We start from the raw sequence: 22,029 nt of genomic DNA, 5'->3' as shown, positions 1-22,029 counted from the left end.
AGGATTGGCGGCATGTCGTCCAAGAGCATCCTGTTCATCGGTGGAAGCGGAATCATCAGCCACGCCTCGGTGGCCCGGGCCGCCCGGCTCGGGCACCGGGTGACGGTGCTCAACAGAGGCAGATCAGCGGCGCGCCAGCTTCCGGTCGGCGTGGAGACCCTCGTCGCCGACGCGAACGACGCCCAGGGAGTGGCCGCGGCGCTGGGTGGCAGGGAGTTCGACGTCGTCGCGCAGTTCCGCGCGTTCAGCCCTGAGCACGTGGCGCGCGACGTCGCGCAGTTCGCCGGGCGGACCGGGCAGTACGTGTTCATCTCGTCCGCGTCGGCCTACCAGACGCCACCGGCGCGGCTGCCCGTCCGGGAGTCGACGCCGCTGCGCAACCCGTTCTGGCAGTACTCCCGGGACAAGATCGCGTGTGAGGACGTGCTGGTCCGGGAGTACCGCGAGAACGGGTTCCCGATGACGATCGTGCGCCCGTCGCACACGTACGACCGCACCCTGCTGCCGACGTCGGGCGGCTGGACCGACGTGGCACGGATGCGCGCCGGGAAGCCCGTGGTCGTCCACGGCGACGGCACCTCGCTGTGGACGCTGACGCACACCGAGGACTTCGCCGTGGGGTTCGTGGGCCTGCTCGGCCACCCGCTCGCGGTGGGCGAGTCCTTCCACATCACGGGCACGCACGCCCCCACGTGGGACCAGATCTACACCTGGCTCTCCGAGGCGGCGGGCGTGCCGAACCCCGACCTGGTGCACGTCGCGTCCGAGACGATCGCCAGGGTGCTGCCCGACATGGGCCCCGGCCTGGTGGGGGACAAGGCGCACTCGATGGTCTTCGACATCTCGAAGGTGCGCACGCTCGTGCCCGAGTTCGGCACCACCATCACCTACGACGTCGGCGCCGCGGAGCAGGTGTCCTGGTACGACGCCCACCCCCAGGCACAGGTGGTCGACGCCGAGCTGGACGCCGCGTTCGACCGGCTCGCGGAGCACGCGCGCTCGATCTGACCCTCCCGCTGGTCGAGCTTGTCGAGACCCGGTGGGGTCTCGACAAGCTCGACCAGCGGAGGTCAGCTAGGTCAGCGGAGCGGCGCCGTCGACTCCCGCACCACGAGCTCGGTCGAGAGGTTCAGCCGACGCACCTTCGGCGACCGGCCGCGCGCTATGTCGAGCAGGATCTGGGTGGCGGCCGCTCCCATCTCGCGGAGCGGCTGCCGCACGGTCGTGAGCGGCGGACCGACCCAGGAGGCCAGCGGCAGGTCGTCGTAGCCCACCACCGACAGGTCCTCGGGCACACGCAGGCCGAGCTGGTGCGCGGCACGGAGCAGGCCGAGGGCCTGCATGTCGGAGCCGGCGAACACCGCCGTCGGACGGTCGGGCAGGGACAGCAGCTCCAGGCCGTGGTTGAAGCCGGTCTCGACGTAGAAGTTGCCCTCCCGCACGAGCGTGGGGTCGACGACGGCGCCCACCTCCTCGTGCGCGGAGCGGAACCCGTCCGCGCGCGCCCGGCTGCAGAGCATGTCCCACGGCCCGGTGATCATGGCGATGCGCCGGTGGCCCAGCGCCAGCAGGTGCCGGGTGGCGGCCAGCCCGCCGTTCCAGTTGTCGGAGCCCACCGAGGCGACGTCGGCCGGTGGCTCCCCGTCGGTGTCGATCACCACGTAGGGGATGCCGCGCCGGTCGAGCTGCTGGTGCTGCCCCTCGGACAGGTTCGCGGCGACGAGCAGCACGCCCAGGGGCGGGCGGGCGATGGTCGTGTCGAGCCACCGGGCGGGCGGGCGGTGCTCGCCGCCCAGCTCGGACAGGATCACGCTGGTGCGGGACTCGGCGGCCGCGTCCTCGACGCCGCGGATGATCTCCATGGACCAGCCGGAGCCCAGCCGGTGGAAGACCAGGTCGATCAGCGCTGTGCCCGCCGGCGCGGTCGCCGGGCGCCGGCGCCGGTACTGGTGCTTCTCCAGCGCTGCCTCGACGCGGTCGCGGGTGGCGGGGGCGACGTCGGCCCTGCCGTTGAGCACCTTCGAGACCGTGGGCACAGATAGGCCGAGCTCGCTCGCGATCGACGCGATGGTGGGACCTGGCCGTACAGCCGTCATTGCGCAGGCCTTTCGATCCGGTCTCTGAAACTTTCGATGCTGACGGTACACCAGCGTCGGGCTCTATCGCACCGAAGCTCGGCGTAACCGCATCGTGACAGTGTCAGCCGTGGGCTGGTCTTGACGATATGACGGTAACCATCCTAATGTCCCAGCCAATGACTCTCGGTAAAGCCGCCGATAGTTTCGAAAACGTTCCACGAAGACGTGGCGCCCTCCTGGTGAGGTCCGGCACGGCGAGGTGACCGGAGGACTTGATGGCACGAGGTACTGGGACGGTCGACGCCGTTCCCCGGACCGGTGACGGGCTGCCGGGCCGCGGAGCGGGTGGCGCCGTCGGCGGCGCGGGGCCCGTGCCGCCGCAGCAGCTCCGCAACAACGAGACCTGGCGCGTGTCCCTGCGCAGGCACTGGCGCCTGTACACGTTCGTGGTCCTGCCGGTCATCTTCCTTCTGGTGTTCCGCTACGTGCCCATGATCGGCAACGTCATCGCGTTCCGCCGGTACCGGCCGGGCGGCTCGATGTTCGGCGACGAGTGGGTGGGCCTCTACTACTTCCAGATGTTCATCGGCAGCAAGCCGTTCTGGGACGTCTTCTGGAACACGGTGATCCTCGGCGGGCTCACCCTGGCGATCTGCTTCCCGCTGCCGATCATCCTGGCGCTGATGCTGAACGAGCTGCGGTCGCGGCTGTTCAAGCGCGTGGTGCAGACCGTCACCTACCTGCCGCACTTCATGTCGATAGTGATCGTGGCGGGCATGGTCTTCCAGCTCACGGCCATCAACGGCACGATCAACCAGATCATCGAGGGGTTCGGCGGCGAGGCGATCCCGTTCATGCAGCGGGCCGACTGGTTCCGGACCATCTACCTGACCTCCGAGGTGTGGCAGACGGTCGGCTGGGGCACGATCCTCTACCTCGCCGCGCTGACCACCATCGACGACCAGCTCTACGAGGCGTCCCGGATCGACGGCGCCAACCGGTGGCAGCAGACCTGGCACATCACGCTGCCCGGCATCCGCCCCACGATGATGGTGCTCCTCATCCTCAACATCGGCAGCTTCATGGCGGTCGGGTTCGAGAAGGTCCTGCTGCTGTACAACCCCCTCACCTACGACACGGCCGACGTGCTCTCCACGTACCTGTACCGCGTGGGGATCGGCGAGGGCGGCAACTACTCGTTCGCCGCCGCGATCGGCCTGTTCGAGGCCCTGATCGGTGTCGCACTGGTCATCACGGCCAACCAGATCTCGAAGCGAGCGGTGGGAGCCTCATTGTGGTGACGACGAACACTGGGGTGACGGCGAACACTCCCGACATCACGGCGGTCAGCCCCGCCACGATCACGGTCAAGGACACGCCCGGCTACCGGGCGTTCCGGATGGTCAACGGGCTCGTGCTCGTGGTGATCACGTTCCTCACGCTGTACCCCTTCCTCAACATGGTGGCAAAGGCGTTCAGCTCCCAGGCCTACATCGCCGCCGGCCAGGTCAACCTGTGGCCGCGCGGGTTCAACCTGACCACGTTCGCGAGCGTGATGGGCGACGAGATCTTCTGGGTCAACTACCGCAACACGGTCGTGTACACGGTGCTCGCCACGGCCATCGCGATGGCGCTGACCACCACCTTCGCGTACGCGCTGTCCAAGCCGTACCTGAAGGGCCGGGGCGTCCTGATCGGCCTGGCCATGGTGACCATGCTCTACGCGGGCGGCCTGATCCCGAACTACCTGCTCATCGACGCCCTCGGGTTCAAGAACACGATGTGGGCGATCGTCGTGCCGGGCGCGATCAACGTCTTCAACCTGCTGGTCATGAAGTCGTTCTTCGACAACTTCCCCAAGGACCTCGAGGAAGCCGCCGAGATCGACGGCATGTCGCAGTTCGGCGTGTTCTTCCGCATCGTGCTCCCGCTGTCCAAGGCGGTCATCGCCACGATGACCCTCTTCTACGCGGTCCAGTTCTGGAACTCCTGGTTCCAGGCCTACCTGTACCTGAACGACCGCGACATGTACCCGGTCACGCTCTACCTCCGCAACCTGCTCGCCGCGGCGACGTCCACGACGGACCTCGGCAGCGACACCGTGCAGATCCAGGCGAACGTCCAGTCCGTGGCGATGCTGCTCACGGTCCTGCCGATCGTCTGCGTGTACCCGTTCATCCAGAAGTACTTCGTGTCCGGCGTGATGCTCGGCTCCGTCAAGGGCTGACCGCACGCCGTCCGGCACACAGAGCCATCCCGAACCAGCCTGACCGTCCTGAACGAAGGCGTTCACAACCTGAAGGAGAACCATGAGGATCACCCGCAGACGGGCCGCTGCCAGCTTCGCTGCGTCGGCCCTGGTCGTCACGCTGACGGCGTGCTCGACCAGCGGCGGCGGCCCCGAGGAGTCCGGTGCCATCGACATGGAGTCGCAGGTCGGCTACATGGAGGACTTCGAGGTCGGCACCACGTTCAAGGCGACGGAGCCCGTCGACTTCAGCCTGCTGTACCGCGACCACCCCGACTACCCGTTCAAGGAGGACTGGCCGATCGTCCAGCACCTCAAGAACAACCAGAACGTCGAGTTCGAGTACGTCAACGTGCCGCTCGCCGACCTGGCGACACGGCGCTCCGTCCTCATCAGCTCGGGCGACGCGCCCGACATCATGCCCTCGATCTACGCGGGTGAGGAGACGCAGTTCCGGAACGCCCTGCTGCCGATCTCGGACTACGTGGAGCACATGCCCAACTTCCTCGACAAGATCGAGAAGTGGGGGCTCGAGGCCGAGGTCGAGCAGCTGCGCCAGGAGGACGGCAAGTACTACATCCTCCCGGGCATCCACGAGATCGCGAAGCCGCAGTACTCCATCGCCGTCCGCTCGGACCTGTGGGAGAAGGCCGGGATCACCGAGGACCCCGAGACCTGGGACGAGTTCAAGGAGCAGCTCGCGGCCGTCAAGGAGGCCAACCCGGACATCGACTACCCGTTCAGCGACAAGTGGTCGATCAACAGCCCGATGGAGCAGACGCTCAATGCCGCGGCCCCCAACTTCGGGACGTCCGCCGGCACCGGCTTCATCAACGGTCTGTGGTGGGACGACGAGGCCGGCGAGTTCACCTACGCCGGAGCCAGTGACGGCTACCGCGAGCTGGTGACGTACTTCGCCTCCCTCGTCGAGGACGGCCTGATGGACCCGGAGTCCGTCACCCAGGAGATGGAGCAGGGCGAGCAGAAGTTCGCGTCCGGCAGCGTCGCCGCCATCAGCTCGAACGACCAGGAGCTGGTGAAGTACCGCGACAACTTCGAGCAGCTCGGCAACGAGGACGCCGAGGTGCGCCAGATCGTGGTGCCCGCCGGCCCCTACGGCAGCTACCTGTCCGCGGGCTCGCGCCGCGAGTCGGGAATCGTCTTCGGCGCCGAGGCCGCGAAGGACGACGACTTCCTCGCGATGCTCCAGTTCGTCGACTGGCTGTACTACTCGGACGAGGGCCTGGAGTTCTCCAAGTGGGGCGTCGAGGGCGAGACGTTCGAGTGGGACGGCGACAAGCGGGTCCTCAACGAGGACATCGACGTCAACGGGCTCAACCCCGGCGCGCCCAAGGAGCTCCGCAAGGACTTCGGCTTCCACAACGGCGTCTGGATGCTGGCCCACGGGTCCACCGAGGAGCTGGACAAGTCGATGCTGCGCGACGAGGTCGTCGAGTTCCTCGACGGCATGAACGCCAAGGAGGAGCTGCCCCTCCCGCCGGCCATCACGTACGACGAGATGGAGCAGGAGCAGGCGACGCTCTACCAGACGAACCTGCAGGACATCGTCTACCAGAACACCGCGCAGTTCATCGTCGGCGAGCGACCGCTCAGCGAGTGGGACGACTACGTCGCCGAGCTCGAGGCGGCAAGCATGACCGAGTACGTCGAGCTCGCCAACGGCGCCGTCGCCGGCGGCGAGTGACCGGCACCCGATCCTGACCCAGGCGTGCGGGCCGTCACCGACGGCCCGCACGCCTGTCCACGCCCGAAACCATCGAGGAGACCCGTGCCCCGCATCATCGTGCCGACCGAGGCCGCCGGAACACTCAGCGACGCCTGGCGCACCTGCGTCGGCACGGGCCGGTTCAGCCTGGCGCTGCGCAAGGACTACCAGGACTCCCTGGCCCTGGTGCAGCGCGAGATCGGCTTCCGGTACATCCGGGGCCACGGCCTCCTGCACGACGACGTCGCCGTCCACCGGCCGTACGACGCCGGCGGGCACCGTGGCACCGCCTACGTGTTCACCTACGTGGACCAGGTGGTCGATGCCTACCTGGGGCTCGGGATCAAGCCGTTCCTCGAGCTCGGGTTCATGCCCGGCGGGCTCGCGTCCGGCGACCAGACGGTGTTCTGGTGGCTGGGCAACATCACCCCGCCCCGGGACCACGCCGAGTGGGCGAGCCTGGTGCGGGCGCTCCTGCGGCACCTCGTCGACCGGTACGGCCTCGACGAGGTGCGTACCTGGCCCATCGAGGTGTGGAACGAACCCAACCTTCCCCAGTTCTGGAAGGACGCCGACCAGGCGGCCTACTTCCAGCTCTACGAGACGTCGGTCCGGGCCGTGCAGGACGTCGACGCGTCGCTCCAGGTGGGCGGCCCTGCCATCTCCCCGGGAGCGGACGACTGGTGGGAACCCTTCGCGGAGTTCGTCACCACGCGCGACCTCCCCGCCGACTTCCTCTCCGTGCACGCCTACAGCTCCGGGCCTGCCCAGCAGGTGCCGTTCGGCGTCTACCAGACGTTCCAGCGGCCCCAGCACCTGCTCGACCAGTTCGCCAGGCCGCGCAAGATCCTCGCCGGGACGGCGCTCGCGGACCGGCCGCTGCACATCACCGAGTTCAACACGAGCTACCGCCCCGACAACCCGGTGCACGACACGGCGTACAACGCCGCCTACCTCGCCCCGGTGCTCGCGGAGGGCGGAGAGCACGCCGACTCGTTCTCCTACTGGACGTTCAGCGACGTCTTCGAGGAGGCCGGTGTTCCGGCGTCGTTCTTCCACGGCGGGTTCGGGATGCTGGCCCATCGGCAGGTGCGCAAGCCGACGTTCCACCTGTACGCCTTCATGGCGCGGATGGGGCCGGAGATCCTCGCTCGCGGGGCCGACCACCTGGTGACCAGGCATCCGGCTACCGGCCAGGTGACGGTCCTGGCGTGGCAGCCGGTAGGCGGCACCGACGACCCGGCGGAGCCAGCCCAGCACGACCTCCGGCTCAGCATCCCAGCCCCGGTCGCCGAAGTAGAGCGCCTGTCCGGCATCGAGGCGACTGCTGCGGAGAACCGGCCGGACAGGCGCTCTACTTCGGCGACTGGGAGGGTGTTCACCATGCGGTACGACGTCGATGAGGTCGCCGGGAACGCCTGGGCGGCCTGGCGCGAGATGGGGCGGCCCGTGTCGCCGTCGGGCAGACAGCTGGACGCGCTGCACGAGGCGAGCGAGCCCGCGCGTCGGGCGCGCTCCCTACCGGTGGACGACGGCGGCCGGGTGGACCTCGACCTGACGATCGGGCGGCACGGCGTCACGCTGGTGACCCTCGACGCCGTACGTGACGAGACCCCGTCCTGGCTCGACGACAACCGGATCCTGGGCCGTGGCTGAGCGCCGGGAGTTCGGCGACGGCCCGCTGGGGCGGGCGGCGAACACGATCTACTGGTATCTCGTGGTCGAGCTGTTGCTCGTGCTGACGTCGTTGCCGGGCCTGGTCGCGCTCGCGCTGCTGGACCGCTCGGCGGGCAACGTCCCGTTCGTGGTGCTGTGCCTGCTGCCGCTGGGCCCGGCGGCGTCGGCCGGGCTGTTCGCGCTGCGCGACCGGGCCACCTCCGACGCGCCGACCCCGGCGTCCTCCTTCTGGCGGGGGTACCGCCTGAACTGGGCCGACGTCCTCCGGGTGTGGACTCCCGCCCTCGTGGCGCTCGGCGTCCTGGGGTTCTCGCTGGCGAACCTCGACGCGTCCGGGGTGCCTGCGTGGTACGCGCCGGCGCTCTTCGTCATCGGCGCGGGTCTGCTCCTCTGGACGGTGAACGTGCTGGTGATCGTCTCGTTCTTCGGCTTCCGGGCACGGGACTCGGCACGCCTCGCCGCCCACTACCTCGCGGCTCGTCCGCTGGTCACGCTGGGGAACCTCTCCCTGCTCGTGCTCGCGGGGGGTCTGATCGTGCTGACCACCGAGGTGGTGTTCGGCCTGGTCGCGGTGGTGTGGCTCGCCTTCGTGCTGCGCAACGCGGGCCCTCTGCTCGCCGACGTCGAGGAGCGGTTCACCGGCGATTCATGACCTCGCGCCGCCGGTGCAACATTGTCCGATCTGTGGCACGTGCGCCACAGTGAGCGCATGGCGATCAAGCAGGGGGACCCGGCACGGCTGACCTACCGCTATCTGCGGATAGCGATAGTGGCGGGGGTGCTGGTGCTGTTCGTGTCGTTGACGATGCAGATAGGCGCTGACTACGGACGGCTCGACTCCGGCGAGGAGTGGTGGCACGCGTCGATCAGCGCGTACTTCTACTCGCCCGTGCAGAGCATCTTCGTGGGCGCGCTGGTGGGTATCGGCACGTGTCTGATCGCGATCAAGGGCAGGCACGGGGCCGAGGAGGTGCTGCTCAACTTCGCGGGGATGTTCGCGGTCCTCGTGGCGCTGATCCCGACGCCGCTCGACGCCGCGATGTGCGGCGAGGAGCCGTACTGCCTCGACGTGCCGGAGCGGGTGGGCAACAACGTGGGCACGCTGCTGCTCGTCGGTGGCGTGGTCCTGGTGCTGGCGACCTGGCCGCGGCGCCGTGACCTGGGCGGGCGCGTGGGCTGGGACCTCTGGCTCACGTGGCTGACCTGGGCAGGGACGGGCGTGTGGCTGCTGGTGTGGCCCGCGAGCTTCCTGCAGTCGGCGCACTACACGGCGGCGGTCCTGCTGTTCGCCTGCCTGGTGGCCGTCGCCTGGATCAACGGCTCGGACCACGCGATCACGACCCAGGCGTTCGAGCGCCTGCGCGGCATGTCCGCCCAGGCATACCGGGTCTGGTACCGCTGGATCGCGGCGCTGATGGCCGCCGTGCTGGTGGTGGGCCTGGCGACCATGGTGGTCCTCGACCGGTTCCTGCCGGACCTGTTCCCGCAGACGCTGTTCGTGGTCGAGACGGCGATGATGCTGATCTTCGCGCTCTTCTGGGCGCTGCAGACCATCCAGTTCTGGGACACCGGCCTCCCGGCGCGTGCCCAGGTGGCGGACGTGAAGGTGCCCGGCGACACGCCGTCGTAGAGGGCGGGTGCGAGCGGGACGGCGCCGCCGTACGGTCGAGAAGGTGGCGTGGTCGTCTCGATGGCCACGCCGCCGCATCACCGAGCCGGAGGAGTCCAGCATGAGCGAGAGCGAGAACTACCGGACCGACGACGCACCGACGCCGCAGGCCAACCCAGGACCGCGCGTCGACCCCGTCTCCGCCGACGACGACGTGCAGGGCAGCACCAATCCCGGACCTCGTGACGTGCCGGGGCAGGACGACGACCTCGACCGCACGACCGAGGACCCGGCGGGGGAGAAGGCGATCCCCGGCGAGCACCCCAAGGACGACCCCGACCTGGAGGGCGAGGAGCGGTTCGACGCGGGCTGATGTCTGGGGCTTGACCTCCGAGTTCGCTCGGCGGATTAACGTCGTGGCATGGTCATGCGCTCGATCATCCTGTTCATCGCCGCCGCCCTGTTCGAGATCGGGGGCGCCTGGCTCGTGTGGCAGGGCGTCCGCGAGCACCGGGGCTGGCTGTGGATCGGCGCCGGAGTGATCGCGCTGGGGCTGTACGGCTTCTTCGCGACCCTCCAGCCCGACGCCAGCTTCGGCCGCATCCTGGCGGCCTACGGCGGTGTCTTCGTGGCCGGCTCGCTGATCTGGGGCATGGTCGTCGACGGCTTTCGTCCGGACCGCTGGGACGTCACGGGGGCGTTGATCTGCCTGGTCGGCGTCGCCGTGATCATGTACGGGCCGCGCGGGGTGACGAACTAGTCCGCGTCCGGCGCCCGGCCGAACATCGATTCCAGCTGGTCGGCGATCCAGTCCAGCTCCGGGTGATCGGAGGCCACCTTCATCACGAGCGCCTCGTGTTCCTCCACGGTGCCCGCCAGGTGTGGGTGGCCGTTCACGCGATACGTCGTGGCGACGACGATCCACGCGAGCCGCTTGTTGCCGTCGACGAGCGGGTGGTTCCGGTTCACGGAGTCGAGCGTGGCCGCCATCTTGAGGTGGATGCCCGGGTAGAGCTCGTGGCCGTACGAACTCATGCTCGCGCGCGCCAGCGAGGCTTCCAGGAGCCCGAGGTCGCGGACCACGGGCTTGATCCCCTCCGCGGCCTCGAACATCCGCAGCGCGATGTGTGCCGGGACGAGGTGCGTCACTGGGCGAGCCGGTTCAGGAGCTCGCGGTCACGCTTGCCGACGTAGTCGGCTGCGGCGAGCCAGTCGTCGGCCGTGGGGCGGGCGTCGTCCGGCCGTCCGAGCTCGACCTTGGAGATCACCACCGCACCGTCGACGACGGCGAAGTCGAGGGGATCGCCGACGTGCAGCCCAGCGGCCTCGGCGATGTCCTTCGGGACGGTCAACTGGTTCTTGGGCCGAAGAGTCGGAATGGTCATGGCAGCCTCCAGTAAGAGATTCCTACTCTCCAACTATCGCACCAGCTGGGCGGCCGCGGCGATGAGTTTCCGGCCCCTTGCCCGTCGGACCTTCCAGCAGCGGCACCACAGACACGCGACCCCGAGGAGCGCGATCATGAAGGACCCGATCACCACCATCGACCCCCGGTTCAGTGAACCCGACGCCGAGCCCACCACCTGGCAGGCCACCCAGGAGATCCTCGAGAACGCCCAGATGGCCTGGGTGACCACCGTGCGCGCCGACGGGCGCCCCCACGTCGCGCCGCTGCTCGCCGTCTGGCTCGACGGGGCACTGCATTTCACGACCGGACCCGAGGAGCAGAAGGCCGTCAACCTGGCGGCCAACCCGAACATCGTGCTGACCACCGGCCGGGACGCCTGGGACGAGGGCGTGGACGTCGTGGTCGAGGGTCCGGCCTACCGCGTGACCGACCGGGAGACGCTGGCGCGGCTCGCGGCGGCCTGGCGCACCAAGTGGGACGGCCGGTGGGTCTACGAGGTGGGCGACGGCGTCTTCCTGAACGACGTCGGCGGTCCCGCGCTCGTGTTCGGCGTGGAGCCGACCAAGGTGCTGGCCTTCGGCAAGGGCACCTTCAGCCACACGCGGCACGTCCCGCGGCCGGCCTGACGGAGCGCCGCTACGGGTAGATCGTGCGCCCCCGCTCGTCCGGGACGCCCGACTTCCGCAGGAAGTAGGTGTTCACCTGGTCGCGCCACTCGGTGGCGGAGCGGAGCTGCTCCGCGAACCGCTCCGCGACGCGCTCGGAGAGTCGCGCCTCCACGAGCTTCGAGACCCCTGACCACGCGCGGATCATCGCCTCGACCCGTTCGACGCCCTCGAAATGGGTGTCGTAGACGTGCTGGATCACGGTCTTCCCGCTGTGCAGCACGTGCGAGTACGGCACGTGGTGGAAGAACAGCAGCAGCTCGTCCGGGCAGGTGGACGGCGACTCGTAGGTCTCGCGCCAGGGCGACGGGTACTGGCTCGCGTAGCCGGTGCCGCTCCGCGCGGTCCGGTCGACGCCGATCCCGTCGCGGTCCGCGAAGTGGTAGGTGCCCCACGGCGTGTACTCGTAGCCGTCGACGTCAGGCCCGTAGTGGTGGCCGGGGCGCACCATGAAGCCCACGCCGAGCGGCGTCGTGTACTGCTCGTACGTCTCCCAGGACCGGTCGAGTACCGCGTGCACCGCCTGCCGGACGGCGTCGGGCGCACCCGGGAAGGTGAGGCCCACCCACTCGTCGAGCACCGCGGCCGGGTCGAGGGTCGGGTCCCAGCACAGCCGTCCGTACGCATAGAGGTTGGCCTGGGCGAACGGGTGCCCGGTCCAGAACTCGTCGTCGCCCACGTTCGAGACGGCGGCGAAGCCGCCGGCGGGCTTGTGCCAGGTCCCGGTGCCGGGGTCCGCCGCGGCCTTGCCGTGGCCGGTCGCGAGGTCCGCGACGGTGGGGGAACCGCCGTCCCCTCCGGCCTTGTCCCAGAACCGGAACCCGAGGATCTGGCTCCACTGCGGGCCGAGGTAGACGGCGTGCTTCTGCTGGCCCGTGTACTCCTGGGTGACCTGCAGCTCCAGGGCGATCTGGGTACGGGGCATGGCGGCAAGGACCGGCGAGACCGGCTCCCGCACCTGGAAGTCGAGCGGACCGTACTTGACCTGCAGGATCACGTTCGCCGAGAAGGTGCCGTCGAGCGGCTGGAAGTGGTCGAAGGCGGCGCGGGCGCGGTCGGTGGACCGGTCGCGCCAGTCCTGCCTGTGGTCGTAGACGAACGCCCGCCAGTGGATCAGGCCGTCGTACGGCTCGACCGCCGCTGCCAGCATGTTCGCGCCGTCGGCATGCGTGCGTCCGTAAGCGAACGGGCCGGGCTGGCCCTCGGAGTCGGCCTTGACCACGAACCCGCCGAAGTCCGGTATCGCGTCCCACACCCGCGCCGCCGTGCGCACCCACCAGTGCGCCACACCCGGGTCGAGCGGGTCCGACGTGGCGAGGCCGCCGAGCGTGATCGGCGAGGCGAACGACACCGACAGGTGCACCCGGATGCCCCAGCGCCGGAAGACGGCGGCGATCCGGACGACGTCGCCCAGGTCGTCGGTCAGCAGGTGCGCCTCGCGCTCGTGCACGTTGACGTTGTTGATCGCGACCCGGTTGATCCCGACGGCGGCCAGCAGCCGCGCGTACCGCTCGACACGCGTCAGGTCCGCGCGGACGAAACCGTTGTCGTAGAAGATGGAGCCGCCGGAGTACCCACGTTCCACCTGGCCCATCACGGGGTGCGCGTCAACGTTGTCCCAGTGGTCGAGCATCCGCAGGTCGGTCGCGGGGGCGTGCGTCTCGTCGGCGTCCGGCCCGTCGAACGCCGCCTCGCCCAGACGCACCACGTGGAACAGGCCGTGCAGCAGCCCGGCATCGGTCTCCGCCTGCACGACGACGGCGCCCGCCTCACGCATGAACCGGAAGCTCTCGTCGGCCGAGTGGTCGTGCGACGAGGGGTCGAAGTGCGCGAGCGTCAGCACGAGCTCGGCGTCGGACACGCCGTCGCCCACCTCCAGACGCGAGAACGCACCGCCGAACCGCGCCGTCGCGGCCGCCACCTCCTCCGCGACCGTTCCCGCGAGCACGCCGTCGCCGGCCACCACCACGCGGCGGCTGCCGATCGCGGCGAACGCGTCGTCGGGCAGCCAGGCCGGATGGGGCACGGAGCGCTGAGTATCACCGGTCATGGATCGTCCCGTCCGTCTTGCGGTTGATATGCAGATATGTGGGGGCGTGCTTGAACTGTGCCTCAGCGAACTGGTCCAGGTCCACCCCCGGGCCAGGGTCCGCCCAGGGCGGCAACGGGCCCCGACGCCCAGCAGGCAACGGACTTCGAGGTCCAGCTACAGCTGTCAGACCTCCCCGGACGTGTCAGACCCTCAGGTCACTCGGGTGACTTGATGGTCTGACACGTGCGCGGGTCTCGACAAGCTCGACCAACAGTGGGGTCAGCGGGCGGCGTAGGCCTGCTTCGGCAGGTGGTAGGCCAGGTCCGCCGCGGTGTCCAGCGCCTCGTCCAGGTCGAGCCGGTGCTCGGCGACCAGCCGGGCCAGGTAGCCGGCGTCGACCCTCCGGGCCAGGTCGTGGCGTGCGGGGATCGAGCAGAACGCGCGGGTGTCGTCGACGAAGCCCGACATGTTCGAGAACCCCGCGGTCTCCGTTGCAGCCTCCCGGAACCGGCGCATCGCGTCCGGGGCGTCCAGGAACCACCAGGGCGCACCGAGCCGGAGCGCCGGGTACACGCCCGCCAGCGGCGCCAGCTCCCGCGAGTACACGTCCTCGTCGACGGTGAACGCGATCATCCGGAAGCTCGCCGAGTTGCCGAACGCCTCCAGGACCGGCCGCAGGCCGTGCGCGAACTCGGTGACGACAGGGATGTCGTACCCCTTGTCAGGCCCGAACGCGGCGGCGACGGCGGGGTCGTGATCCCGCAGCACGCCCGGGTGGAACTGCATGACCAGGCCGTCCTCCACGGACATCGCCGCCATCTGGAACAGCATGTGCGCGGAGAACGCCGACTCCTCCGCCGTGCTGATCCCCGACCCGTCGGAGCCGCCCCGCAGCGCCTTCTCGAACAGGCTGCTCGCGACGGCGTCGGGCAGCGGGGTCGTGTCCGCGCTGAGGTGGCCGTGGTCGGTGGCGAGGCCGCCGGCCGCGACGAAGGCCGCGCGGCGTTCGCGGAGCGCCGCCAGGTAGCCCGCGTAGGTATCGGTGGCGATGCCCGACGCCGTGGCGAGCCGCTCGAGGTCGCCCTGCCAGGTCGCCCGGGCGGGGTGCAGCAGCGGGTCCGGGCGGAAGGTCGGCAGCACGCGGCCCGGCAGCTCCGCTGCGAGCTGGGCGTGCTGCTCCAGCGTGCTCCAGGCGGGGTCGGTGGTGCCGATGATCTCGATGCCGAACCGGTCGAGGAGGGCCCGCGGCCGGAATGCCGGGTCGGCCAGCGTCTCGGCGATCTGGTCGTAGATCTGGTCGGCGGTCTCGGCGGAGGGCCGCACGGTGACGCCGAAGATCTCGACGAGCTCGTGCTCCATCCAGTACCGCGTCGGCGTACCGCGGAAGTGCTTCCAGCCCGCGCAGAAGCGCCGGAAGATCTCGCGCGGGTCGGACTCGAAGCCCGGCGCGTCAGCGGGCCCGACGCCCAGCTCCGGAAGATGCGCCCCCTGCGAGACGAGCATCCGCGTCAGGTAGTGGTCGGGCACCACGAGGAGCTGCGCCGGGTCCGGGAACGGCTCGTCGTCGGCGAAGGCCGCGACGTCGACGTGACCGTGCATCGACACGATCGGGAGGTCGCGCACCGCCTCGTAGATCTCGCGGGCGATCGGCCGCGTCACGGGGTCGGCGGGCAGCGCTCGGTCGGGATGCAGGGTCCATGCGGTCATTCGTGTGCTCCTGGCGTCATTGCCGGGCCGGTCGGGCGGCCGGACGGAGGGTCGTGCGAACGTTTGCACTCTAACCTAGGGTATGGTGCAAACGTTTGCAGCGTCGCAACGGTCCACAAGGAGGTGCCATGGTCACGGTGCACGACGTCGCTCGCGCCGCCGGGGTCTCGATCTCCACGGTGTCGCGCGCCCTCGCTTCCCCGGAACGTGTGGCTGCCGAGACCCGCGACCGGGTCACCCGCATCGCCACCGAGCTCGGCTACCGGCCCAACCAGGCGGCGAGCGGCCTGCGGATGGGGCGCACGCACGCCGTCGGCCTGCTGGTGCCCGACCTGGAGAACCCCTACTTCGCCACCGTGACCAAGGCCGTGCAGGCGCGTGCCCGCGCGGAGGGCTACGAGGTCTTCGTCGCCGACTCGGACGAGGACCCGGACGTCGAGGCCGAGCTGATCGGCGCGCTCGCCGCCCGGACGGACGGCCTGCTCGTCGCCTCGCCGCGGTCGGACGACGCGGAGCTGCGCGCGGCGCTGGTGGGCGTGACCGCGGTCCTGGCCAACCGGGAGCTGACGGGCGGCTCCGAGACGCCGGAGGTTCCGTGCGTCTCGGTGGACGACGCCGACGGCGTCGCCCAGGTGCTCGGGCACCTGTACGCGCTCGGGCACCGGAAGGTCGGCATCGCGGCAGGGCCGTCGTCGTCCTGGTCCGGAAGCCGTCGCGTCGCCGGGCTGAAGGCCGCCGCCGAGCAGCGGGACGTCGAGCTGGTGGAGCTCGGCTCGTTCCAGCCGTACTTCGCCGGGGGCACCCAGGCCGCCGACTACGCGCTGGCGGGCGGCGTGACCGCCGTCGTCGCGTTCAACGACCTCATGGCGCTCGGGATCCTGGACCGGCTCCGGCACCGCGGCGTCGACGTACCGGGCGAGATGTCCGTGGTGGGGTTCGACGACGTCCAGCTCGCCACCCTCGTCTCGCCCGCGCTCACGACGGTGCACGCGCCGCTCGCCCGGCTGGGCCGCCGCGCCGTCGACCTGCTGCTCGCTCGCCTGCGCGGCGGGACGTCCGCCAGCTCACAGCTCCCCGTGGAGCTCACGATTCGCGGGTCCACAGGACCCGTACCCGCCGGGCCGGTCAACTGACGCCCGTCCCGGCAACACACCCTGGGCGAAGGAGCCCGAGAGAGAGGAAGGCACCATGCGCACCTCGAAGAAGGCTGTGGCGCTCGCCGGCGTCGCGGCACTGACCCTGCTGACCGCCTGCACCCCGCCCGCGCCTCCCGGCGGCGAGAGCGGCGGAGCCGTCACCGACGCGGCGGACGTCCCCGACACGCCCTCCGAGCCCGTCACGCTGAACATCCTCGACGTCGCGGGCAACCAGCGGCTCACCGAGGGCATGGTCGACGAGTTCGTCGAGAACAACCCGGACGTCATCGAGTCGGTCACCTGGGAGACGGGCGGCGCGCCCGACGTCACGGGCATCGTCAAGCCGCAGGTCGACAGCGGAAGCCTGTCCATCGACGTCGTGTTCACCGGCAACGACGGCCTGGCCGCCGGTATCAGCCAGGACCTGTGGCTCCCGATCGTGGACGACTACGGCGACCGCGTGTCGAACCAGGAGAACTACCTGGAGCCCGCGGCGAAGATGCAGGAGCTCGCCCAGGGCTTCGGCGTGGTGACGACGTACTACCCGTCCGGGCCGCTGCTGCAGTACGACCCCGACGTCGTCGACGCGCCGCCCGCGACCCCGGAGGAGCTGCTGGAGTGGGCCAAGGCCAACCCCGGCAAGTTCGGGTACGCCCGCCCGGCGAACTCGGGCCCGGGTCGCACGTTCCTCATGGGCCTGCCCTACATCCTGGGCGACGAGGACCCGACCGACCCCGAGAACGGCTGGGACAAGACCTGGGCGTACCTCAAGGAGCTCGGCGAGTACGTCGACACCTACCCGACGGGCACCGGCCAGGTCGTGACCAACATGGCCGACGGCACCTGGGCGATGATCCCCACCACGACCGGCTGGGAGATCGCGCCGCGCGCCGAGGGCCAGCTCCCGAACAAGCTGCAGGCCGCCGCGTTCGACGACTTCACCTGGGTGACCGACGCGCACTACGCCGCCATCCCGAAGGGGCAGAGCGCGGACAAGATCAGCGCGATCATGCTCCTGCTGCAGGACATGCTCACGCCCGAGCAGAACGCCAAGGCGTACGACGCCGGCTACTTCTACCCCGGCCCGGCCGTCGAGGGCGCCACGCTCGACCTCGCGCCGCAGGAGTCGCAGGACGTCATCGAGGAGTTCGGCCGGCCGATGTTCGACGAGCTCATCGAGTCGCAGGACGCCGTCGTGCCGCTCGACGCCGAGTCGATGGTCAAGGCGTTCGACATCTGGGACCGCGAGGTCGGCGGCGGCAAGGTGGAGGAGGAGTCCTGAGTGAGTGACTTCGATTCCCTGGAGCTGCGCGGTGTCGGACGGCGGTTCGGCGGGGTGGACGCGCTGTCCGGGCTGGACCTGACCATCAAGGCGGGCGAGTTCGTCGCCCTGCTCGGGCCGTCGGGCTGCGGCAAGTCGACCGCGCTGAACTGCCTCGCAGGCCTGCTCCCGCTGACCCACGGCGAGATCCTGCTCGACGGCAAGCGCATCGACACCCTGCCGCCCGAGCGTCGCGGGTTCGGGATGGTCTTCCAGTCCTACGCGCTGTTCCCGCACCTGACCGTGGAGAAGAACGTCGCGTTCGGCCTGCAGATGCAGGGGCGCCCTCGGGCCGAGATCGACTCGCGGGTGCGCGAGGCGATCAAGCTCGTCAAGCTCGGCGAGCACGCGAAGAAGCTGCCCGGCCAGCTCTCGGGCGGGCAGCAGCAGCGCGTCGCGATAGCGCGCGCCGTGGTGCTCGAACCGTCGCTCGTGCTCATGGACGAGCCCCTGTCGAACCTCGACGCGAAGCTCCGCCTCGACATGCGCACCGAGATCCGGCGGCTGCACCAGTCGCTGGGACTCACGACCATCTACGTGACGCACGACCAGGAGGAGGCGCTGTCCCTGGCCGACCGCCTGGTCGTCATGCGGGAGGGGCGCGTGCAGCAGGTGGGCACGCCCGACGAGCTCTACGAGAGCCCGACGAGCTGGTACGTCGCGGACTTCATGGGGTACCGCAACATCCTGACGGCGACCGTCGTCTCGGCGTCCGGGGGCGAGGTGGTGGTCGCCCTCCCCGGGACGGCCGACGGCGGGGTCCGGCTCACGGGGCGTGCGGTCGGCGCCCTGAGCGCGGGGGACCAGGTGCGGGTGGCGATCCGGCCGGAGGACTTCGTGGTCTCGGTGGTCGAGCCTGGCGGGGTCTCGACAGGCTCGACCAACGGCGGTGGCTCGACCGGCGGAGCCGGCGCGGGTGCCGTTCCCGGCACCGTCGCCGTGGTCGAGTACCACGGTCGCGAGCACGCCGTCGGGGTGCAGACCGGCGACACGATGCTGCACGCCCGGACGCCGTCGGCCCCGCGGGTCGGCAGCGCCGTCCGGCTGACGGCACCGGTCGAGCGGGTGCTGGTGTTCCCGGAGGCGCTGGACGCCGTCCCACCGGTCGAGGTGGCGGCATGAGCTCGAGCGGGGGCGGCGGGCCGCGGGCGGGGCGGGCCACCGCGAGCCTGCGGCACCGCCTGGCCGAGCGCGGCGTCGACCCGGTCCTGCTCCTGCTGGTGCCCGGCCTCGTCGTGGCGGTCGCGCTGTTCGTGTACCCGTTCTCGTACGGGATAGGGCTCACCGTCCAGCCCACCGTGGCGATGCAGGAGCAGTGGGGCGGCGGGATCTTCGCGAACTACGTGGCCTTCTTCCGCGACCCGTTCGTGTTCGACTCCGTCGGCATCACCATGCGGCTCGCGCTCCCTGCCGCCCTGTTCAACGTGCTGGCGTCGGTGCCGGTCGCGATGGTGCTGCGGCACCGGTTCCGCGGCAAGCGGCTGCTCACGTCGCTGCTGGTGCTCCCCATCACGCTGGGCACCGTGCTCACCGCCCAGGGGCTGCTCATCTTCGCGGGGCGCCAGGGCTGGATCAACCGGACGCTGCTCGAGATCGGCCTGATCGACGAACCGCTGAAGCTGGTGAACAACTACCTGGGCGTCATGTTCTCCCTGGTCATCACCGGCTTCCCGTTCGCGTTCCTGCTCATCTCGTCCTACCTGTCGGGCATCGACCCGTCGCTGGAACGCGCGGCCAAGACGCTCGGTGCGGGCTGGTGGCAGCGGTTCCGGCGGATCATCCTGCCCCTGCTGGCGCCGGGCCTCGCGACCACGTTCATCCTGACGTTCGTGCTCGCGTTCTCCGTGTTCCCGTCCGCGCGGCTCGTCGGTGACGCCATGGGCGAGACCCGGGTCATGTCGCTCATGGCGTTCCGGGCGTTCGGCGAGCAGAACGACTACGCGATGGCGTCCACCATCGCGCTGATGATGGGCGCCGTAGAGCTGATCGTCGTGGTGGCCGTGCTGGGCCTGCGGTCGCTGCTGTACCGAGGGACCACCGGAGGGAAGGGCTGATGGCCGCCACAACGCTCGAGCGGCCGATCGCCGCCCGGCCGTCCACCTGGTTCGTCTGGGCCGGCATGACCGCGTTCGGGGTGTTCCTGCTGGGCATCCTCGCCGCGGTCGTCGTCGACTCGTTCGGGCGGCAGTGGTTCGACACCTGGCTGCCCGAGGGGCTGACCACCGAGCGCTACACCGAGGCCTGGGACCGGTTCGCGCTGGGCGAGGTCGTCGGCGTCACGGTCGGCGTGGCGGCGCTCGTCGTCGTCATCTCCGTAGCCGTGGGCGTGCCCGCCGCGTACGTGCTCGCCCGCCGCGACTTCCCGGGCAAGCGCGCGATCATGCTGCTGTTCCTGCTGCCGGTGCTCATGCCGCCCATCACCTACGGCATCCCGCTCGCGACGGTCATGTACTCGTTCGGGCTCGGGCGCACGCTGACCGCCGTCGTGCTGGTCAACCTCGTCCCGTCCGTGCCGTTCGTGATCCTGACCATGACGCCGTTCATCGAGCAGATCAACCCGGCCATCGAGTCCGCCGCCCGGATGTGCGGTGCGCGGACCCGCCAGGTGTTCACGCGCATCCTGGCCCCGCTGCTCGTGCCCGGTATCCTCGCCGCGGCGATCCTCGTGCTCGTCCGGACCGTCGGGCTGTTCGAGCTGACGTTCCTCGTGTCCGGCCCTGGATCGGACACACTCGTCGTAGCGATCTACCGTGGCATGACATCCGCCGGCGGTGGCGAGGCGAGACAGCTCATCTCGGCCATGTCGGTGATCTATACAGCGACCATGCTCGTCATGCTCGTGGCTGCCTTGCGGTTCGTGAACCCGACGCAGCTCGTGGCACAGGTGAAGGAGACACGCGATGACTGACGACCGCCTGCACCGGGACAACGTCCCCGTGGGCATCGACGCGCCGGTGATGCCGACGGCGGTGGGCATCGTCCACCTCGGCATCGGGGCGTTCCACCGGGCGCACCAGGCCGTCTATACCGAACGCGCGGCGATCGCCACGGGCGACACGACGTGGGGGATCCTCGGCGTGACCCAGCGGTCGGCGACCGTCCGCGACCAGCTCCGCCCGCAGGGCGGCGTGTACGCGGTGCTCACGGCGGGCGAGCAGGAGTCGTCCGTCGAGCTGGTCGGCTCGGTGGTCGACGTCGCCTACCCCGCGGAGGAGACCGAGCGGGTGCTGGCGGCGCTCGCGGCGCCGTCGACCCACGTGGTCACGCTGACGATCACGGAGAAGGGGTACGCCCGGACGCCCGACGGGGCGCTCGACCTGGATGCGGTGGCCGGCGACCTGGAGGAGCTGCGGGCCGGCGGGGAGACAATGCGCCCGGCGACGTCGGCGATCGGGCTCCTGGTCCGCGGCCTCGCGGCGCGTGCGGGATCCGGTGCGCCGATCACCGTGCTGACCTGCGACAACATGGTGGACAACGGGCGCGTGCTCGAACGTCTGGTGCGGCAGGCCGTGGACGCGGGGCTGCCCGGGGCCGAGGGCGACGCCCTGCGCCAGTTCCTGGACGCGCACGTCACGTTCCCCTGCTCCATGGTCGACCGGATAGTGCCCGCGACGACGCCGGAGCAGCGCGACCACGTCGAGCAGGCGCTGGGCGCGCGGGACGAGGGGCTCGTGGTGGGTGAGCCGTTCGCGCAGTGGGTGATCGAGGACCGGTTCGCCGGCCCGCGCCCCGCCTGGGAGGCGGCCGGCGCCACCCTGACCAAGGACGTCGCGCCGTTCGAGCAGGCCAAGCTGCGGCTGCTGAACGGGACGCACTCCCTGGTCGCGTACTCCGGGTGGCTCGCAGGGCACACGACGATCGCGGCGGCGATGGCCGACCCGGCGATCGCCGAGCGCGCCCGGCAGTACCTCTTCGAGGACGCGCTGCCGACGCTCACGCCGCCTGAGGGTCTGGACCTGCACCAGTACGGCGAGCAGATCCTCGCGCGGTTCGCCAACCCGCACACCGGGCACACGACGGCGCAGGTGGCGATGGACGGCACGCAGAAGATCCCGTACCGGTGGGGTGGTGTCCTTGGCGACGCGCTGGCCGCCGGCCGGGAGCCGCGCGGGGTGGCGTTCGCGCTGGCCGCGTGGGCGGAGTTCGTCCGACGTCGGACGCTCTCCGGCGAGGGCGTCGACGACCCGCGGGCCGACGAGCTCGAGGCTGTCGTCAACGCGTTCGAGGTGCCGGGCGGTTCGGACGGCCTCGGCGACGTCGAGGGACTGGCCGGTGCCGAGGAGGACGTCCGGGCCCTGCTCGGCCTCGAGGGCCTCCTCCCGGAGACCACCCCGGACACCTTCCTGGACCTGGTGGCGGAGGAGATCAACTCGGTCCGCTGACCCCTCCCCGTTGAGTGCGGGATATTCGCCCTTCTAGACG

The 22,029-nt window shown here is 70.3% G+C and carries 21 protein-coding genes; 16 read left to right on the top strand and 5 right to left on the bottom strand.

Annotated features, from left to right (window positions below; translation table 11 throughout):
* Positions 1–12: 12 nt before the first annotated feature.
* Positions 13–1,008, top strand: coding sequence for an NAD-dependent epimerase/dehydratase family protein (locus ACNYC2_RS25855; protein ID WP_419704498.1), 996 nt, complete (start codon positions 13–15; stop codon positions 1,006–1,008).
* Between the two features lie 71 nt (positions 1,009–1,079).
* On the opposite strand, the gene ACNYC2_RS25850 is transcribed toward ACNYC2_RS25855, so the two are convergent.
* Positions 1,080–2,096 (bottom strand): LacI family DNA-binding transcriptional regulator, encoded by a 1,017-nt coding sequence (locus tag ACNYC2_RS25850; RefSeq protein ID WP_419704497.1) that lies wholly within the window; start codon positions 2,094–2,096, stop codon positions 1,080–1,082.
* Between the two features lie 257 nt (positions 2,097–2,353).
* Here ACNYC2_RS25850 and ACNYC2_RS25845 point away from each other — a divergent pair, with 257 nt between their 5' ends.
* From ACNYC2_RS25845 to ACNYC2_RS25810, 8 genes are all read left to right on the top strand, one after another.
* Positions 2,354–3,379 (top strand): ABC transporter permease, encoded by a 1,026-nt coding sequence (locus tag ACNYC2_RS25845; protein ID WP_419704496.1) that lies wholly within the window; start codon positions 2,354–2,356, stop codon positions 3,377–3,379.
* A complete protein-coding gene (locus ACNYC2_RS25840; RefSeq protein ID WP_419704495.1) occupies positions 3,376–4,305 on the top strand; it encodes a carbohydrate ABC transporter permease in 930 nt (309 codons plus the stop codon). Before ACNYC2_RS25845 ends, ACNYC2_RS25840 begins: the two co-directional genes overlap by 4 nt.
* Before the next feature lie 82 nt (positions 4,306–4,387).
* The gene (locus tag ACNYC2_RS25835; RefSeq protein WP_419704494.1) at positions 4,388–6,031 is read left to right on the top strand and encodes an extracellular solute-binding protein; all 1,644 of its coding nucleotides are present in this window, start codon (positions 4,388–4,390) and stop codon (positions 6,029–6,031) included.
* 84 nt (positions 6,032–6,115) lie between these two features.
* Complete coding sequence (locus ACNYC2_RS25830; RefSeq protein ID WP_419704493.1) at positions 6,116–7,708, top strand: GH39 family glycosyl hydrolase; 1,593 nt, start codon at positions 6,116–6,118, stop codon at positions 7,706–7,708.
* A complete protein-coding gene (locus ACNYC2_RS25825; protein ID WP_419704492.1) occupies positions 7,701–8,381 on the top strand; it encodes a glycosyltransferase in 681 nt (226 codons plus the stop codon). The genes ACNYC2_RS25830 and ACNYC2_RS25825 overlap by 8 nt, the downstream gene beginning before the upstream one ends.
* Positions 8,382–8,438: 57 nt before the next feature.
* Positions 8,439–9,359 carry a hypothetical protein gene (locus tag ACNYC2_RS25820; protein WP_419704491.1) on the top strand — a complete coding sequence of 307 codons (921 nt, stop codon included), beginning with the start codon at positions 8,439–8,441 and terminating at the stop codon, positions 9,357–9,359.
* Positions 9,360–9,459: 100 nt separating this feature from the next.
* Positions 9,460–9,711: a hypothetical protein gene (locus ACNYC2_RS25815; RefSeq protein WP_419704490.1), complete on the top strand. Its 252-nt coding sequence runs from the start codon at positions 9,460–9,462 to the stop codon at positions 9,709–9,711.
* Between the two features lie 48 nt (positions 9,712–9,759).
* Positions 9,760–10,098, top strand: a complete 339-nt coding sequence (locus ACNYC2_RS25810; protein ID WP_419704489.1) for a YnfA family protein — start codon at positions 9,760–9,762, stop codon at positions 10,096–10,098.
* Here ACNYC2_RS25810 and ACNYC2_RS25805 read toward each other — a convergent pair.
* Both ACNYC2_RS25805 and ACNYC2_RS25800 read right to left on the bottom strand, forming a co-directional pair.
* A complete protein-coding gene (locus ACNYC2_RS25805; RefSeq protein WP_419704488.1) occupies positions 10,095–10,487 on the bottom strand; it encodes a type II toxin-antitoxin system death-on-curing family toxin in 393 nt (130 codons plus the stop codon). The genes ACNYC2_RS25810 and ACNYC2_RS25805 overlap by 4 nt on opposite strands.
* Positions 10,484–10,723 (bottom strand): AbrB/MazE/SpoVT family DNA-binding domain-containing protein, encoded by a 240-nt coding sequence (locus ACNYC2_RS25800; RefSeq protein WP_419704487.1) that lies wholly within the window; start codon positions 10,721–10,723, stop codon positions 10,484–10,486. Before ACNYC2_RS25800 ends, ACNYC2_RS25805 begins: the two co-directional genes overlap by 4 nt.
* 136 nt (positions 10,724–10,859) lie before the next feature.
* Between ACNYC2_RS25800 and ACNYC2_RS25795 the strand changes: the two genes are divergently transcribed.
* Positions 10,860–11,372: a pyridoxamine 5'-phosphate oxidase family protein gene (locus tag ACNYC2_RS25795; RefSeq protein ID WP_419704486.1), complete on the top strand. Its 513-nt coding sequence runs from the start codon at positions 10,860–10,862 to the stop codon at positions 11,370–11,372.
* Between the two features lie 10 nt (positions 11,373–11,382).
* On the opposite strand, the gene ACNYC2_RS25790 is transcribed toward ACNYC2_RS25795, so the two are convergent.
* Entirely contained in the window at positions 11,383–13,461 is a 2,079-nt protein-coding gene (locus ACNYC2_RS25790; protein ID WP_419704485.1) for an alpha-glucuronidase, read from the bottom strand.
* 261 nt (positions 13,462–13,722) lie between these two features.
* Positions 13,723–15,150: a glucuronate isomerase gene (gene uxaC / locus ACNYC2_RS25785; protein ID WP_419704484.1), complete on the bottom strand. Its 1,428-nt coding sequence runs from the start codon at positions 15,148–15,150 to the stop codon at positions 13,723–13,725.
* Between the two features lie 128 nt (positions 15,151–15,278).
* Between uxaC and ACNYC2_RS25780 the strand changes: the two genes are divergently transcribed.
* From ACNYC2_RS25780 to ACNYC2_RS25755, 6 genes are read left to right on the top strand one after another with little or no spacing between them, the layout of a single operon-like run.
* A complete protein-coding gene (locus ACNYC2_RS25780) occupies positions 15,279–16,283 on the top strand; it encodes a LacI family DNA-binding transcriptional regulator (RefSeq protein WP_419704483.1) in 1,005 nt (334 codons plus the stop codon).
* A 55-nt stretch (positions 16,284–16,338) separates the two neighbouring features.
* Positions 16,339–17,568 carry an extracellular solute-binding protein gene (locus ACNYC2_RS25775; protein ID WP_419704482.1) on the top strand — a complete coding sequence of 410 codons (1,230 nt, stop codon included), beginning with the start codon at positions 16,339–16,341 and terminating at the stop codon, positions 17,566–17,568.
* Entirely contained in the window at positions 17,569–18,729 is a 1,161-nt protein-coding gene (locus ACNYC2_RS25770) for an ABC transporter ATP-binding protein (RefSeq protein WP_419704481.1), read from the top strand.
* On the top strand, positions 18,726–19,661 hold the full coding sequence (locus tag ACNYC2_RS25765; protein WP_419704480.1) for an ABC transporter permease: 936 nt from the start codon (positions 18,726–18,728) through the stop codon (positions 19,659–19,661). The genes ACNYC2_RS25770 and ACNYC2_RS25765 overlap by 4 nt, the downstream gene beginning before the upstream one ends.
* Positions 19,661–20,515, top strand: a complete 855-nt coding sequence (locus ACNYC2_RS25760; protein ID WP_419704479.1) for an ABC transporter permease — start codon at positions 19,661–19,663, stop codon at positions 20,513–20,515. Before ACNYC2_RS25765 ends, ACNYC2_RS25760 begins: the two co-directional genes overlap by 1 nt.
* Positions 20,508–21,989 (top strand): mannitol dehydrogenase family protein, encoded by a 1,482-nt coding sequence (locus ACNYC2_RS25755; protein ID WP_419704478.1) that lies wholly within the window; start codon positions 20,508–20,510, stop codon positions 21,987–21,989. The genes ACNYC2_RS25760 and ACNYC2_RS25755 overlap by 8 nt, the downstream gene beginning before the upstream one ends.
* The last annotated feature ends 40 nt before the right edge of the window (positions 21,990–22,029 follow it).

Origin of the sequence: Promicromonospora sp. NFX87 (assembly GCF_048564965.1) — a bacterium.
Classification (GTDB): domain Bacteria; phylum Actinomycetota; class Actinomycetes; order Actinomycetales; family Cellulomonadaceae; genus Promicromonospora.
Note: the sequence above shows the minus strand (reverse complement) of the source record. Positions and strands in the feature narration are given on the sequence as shown.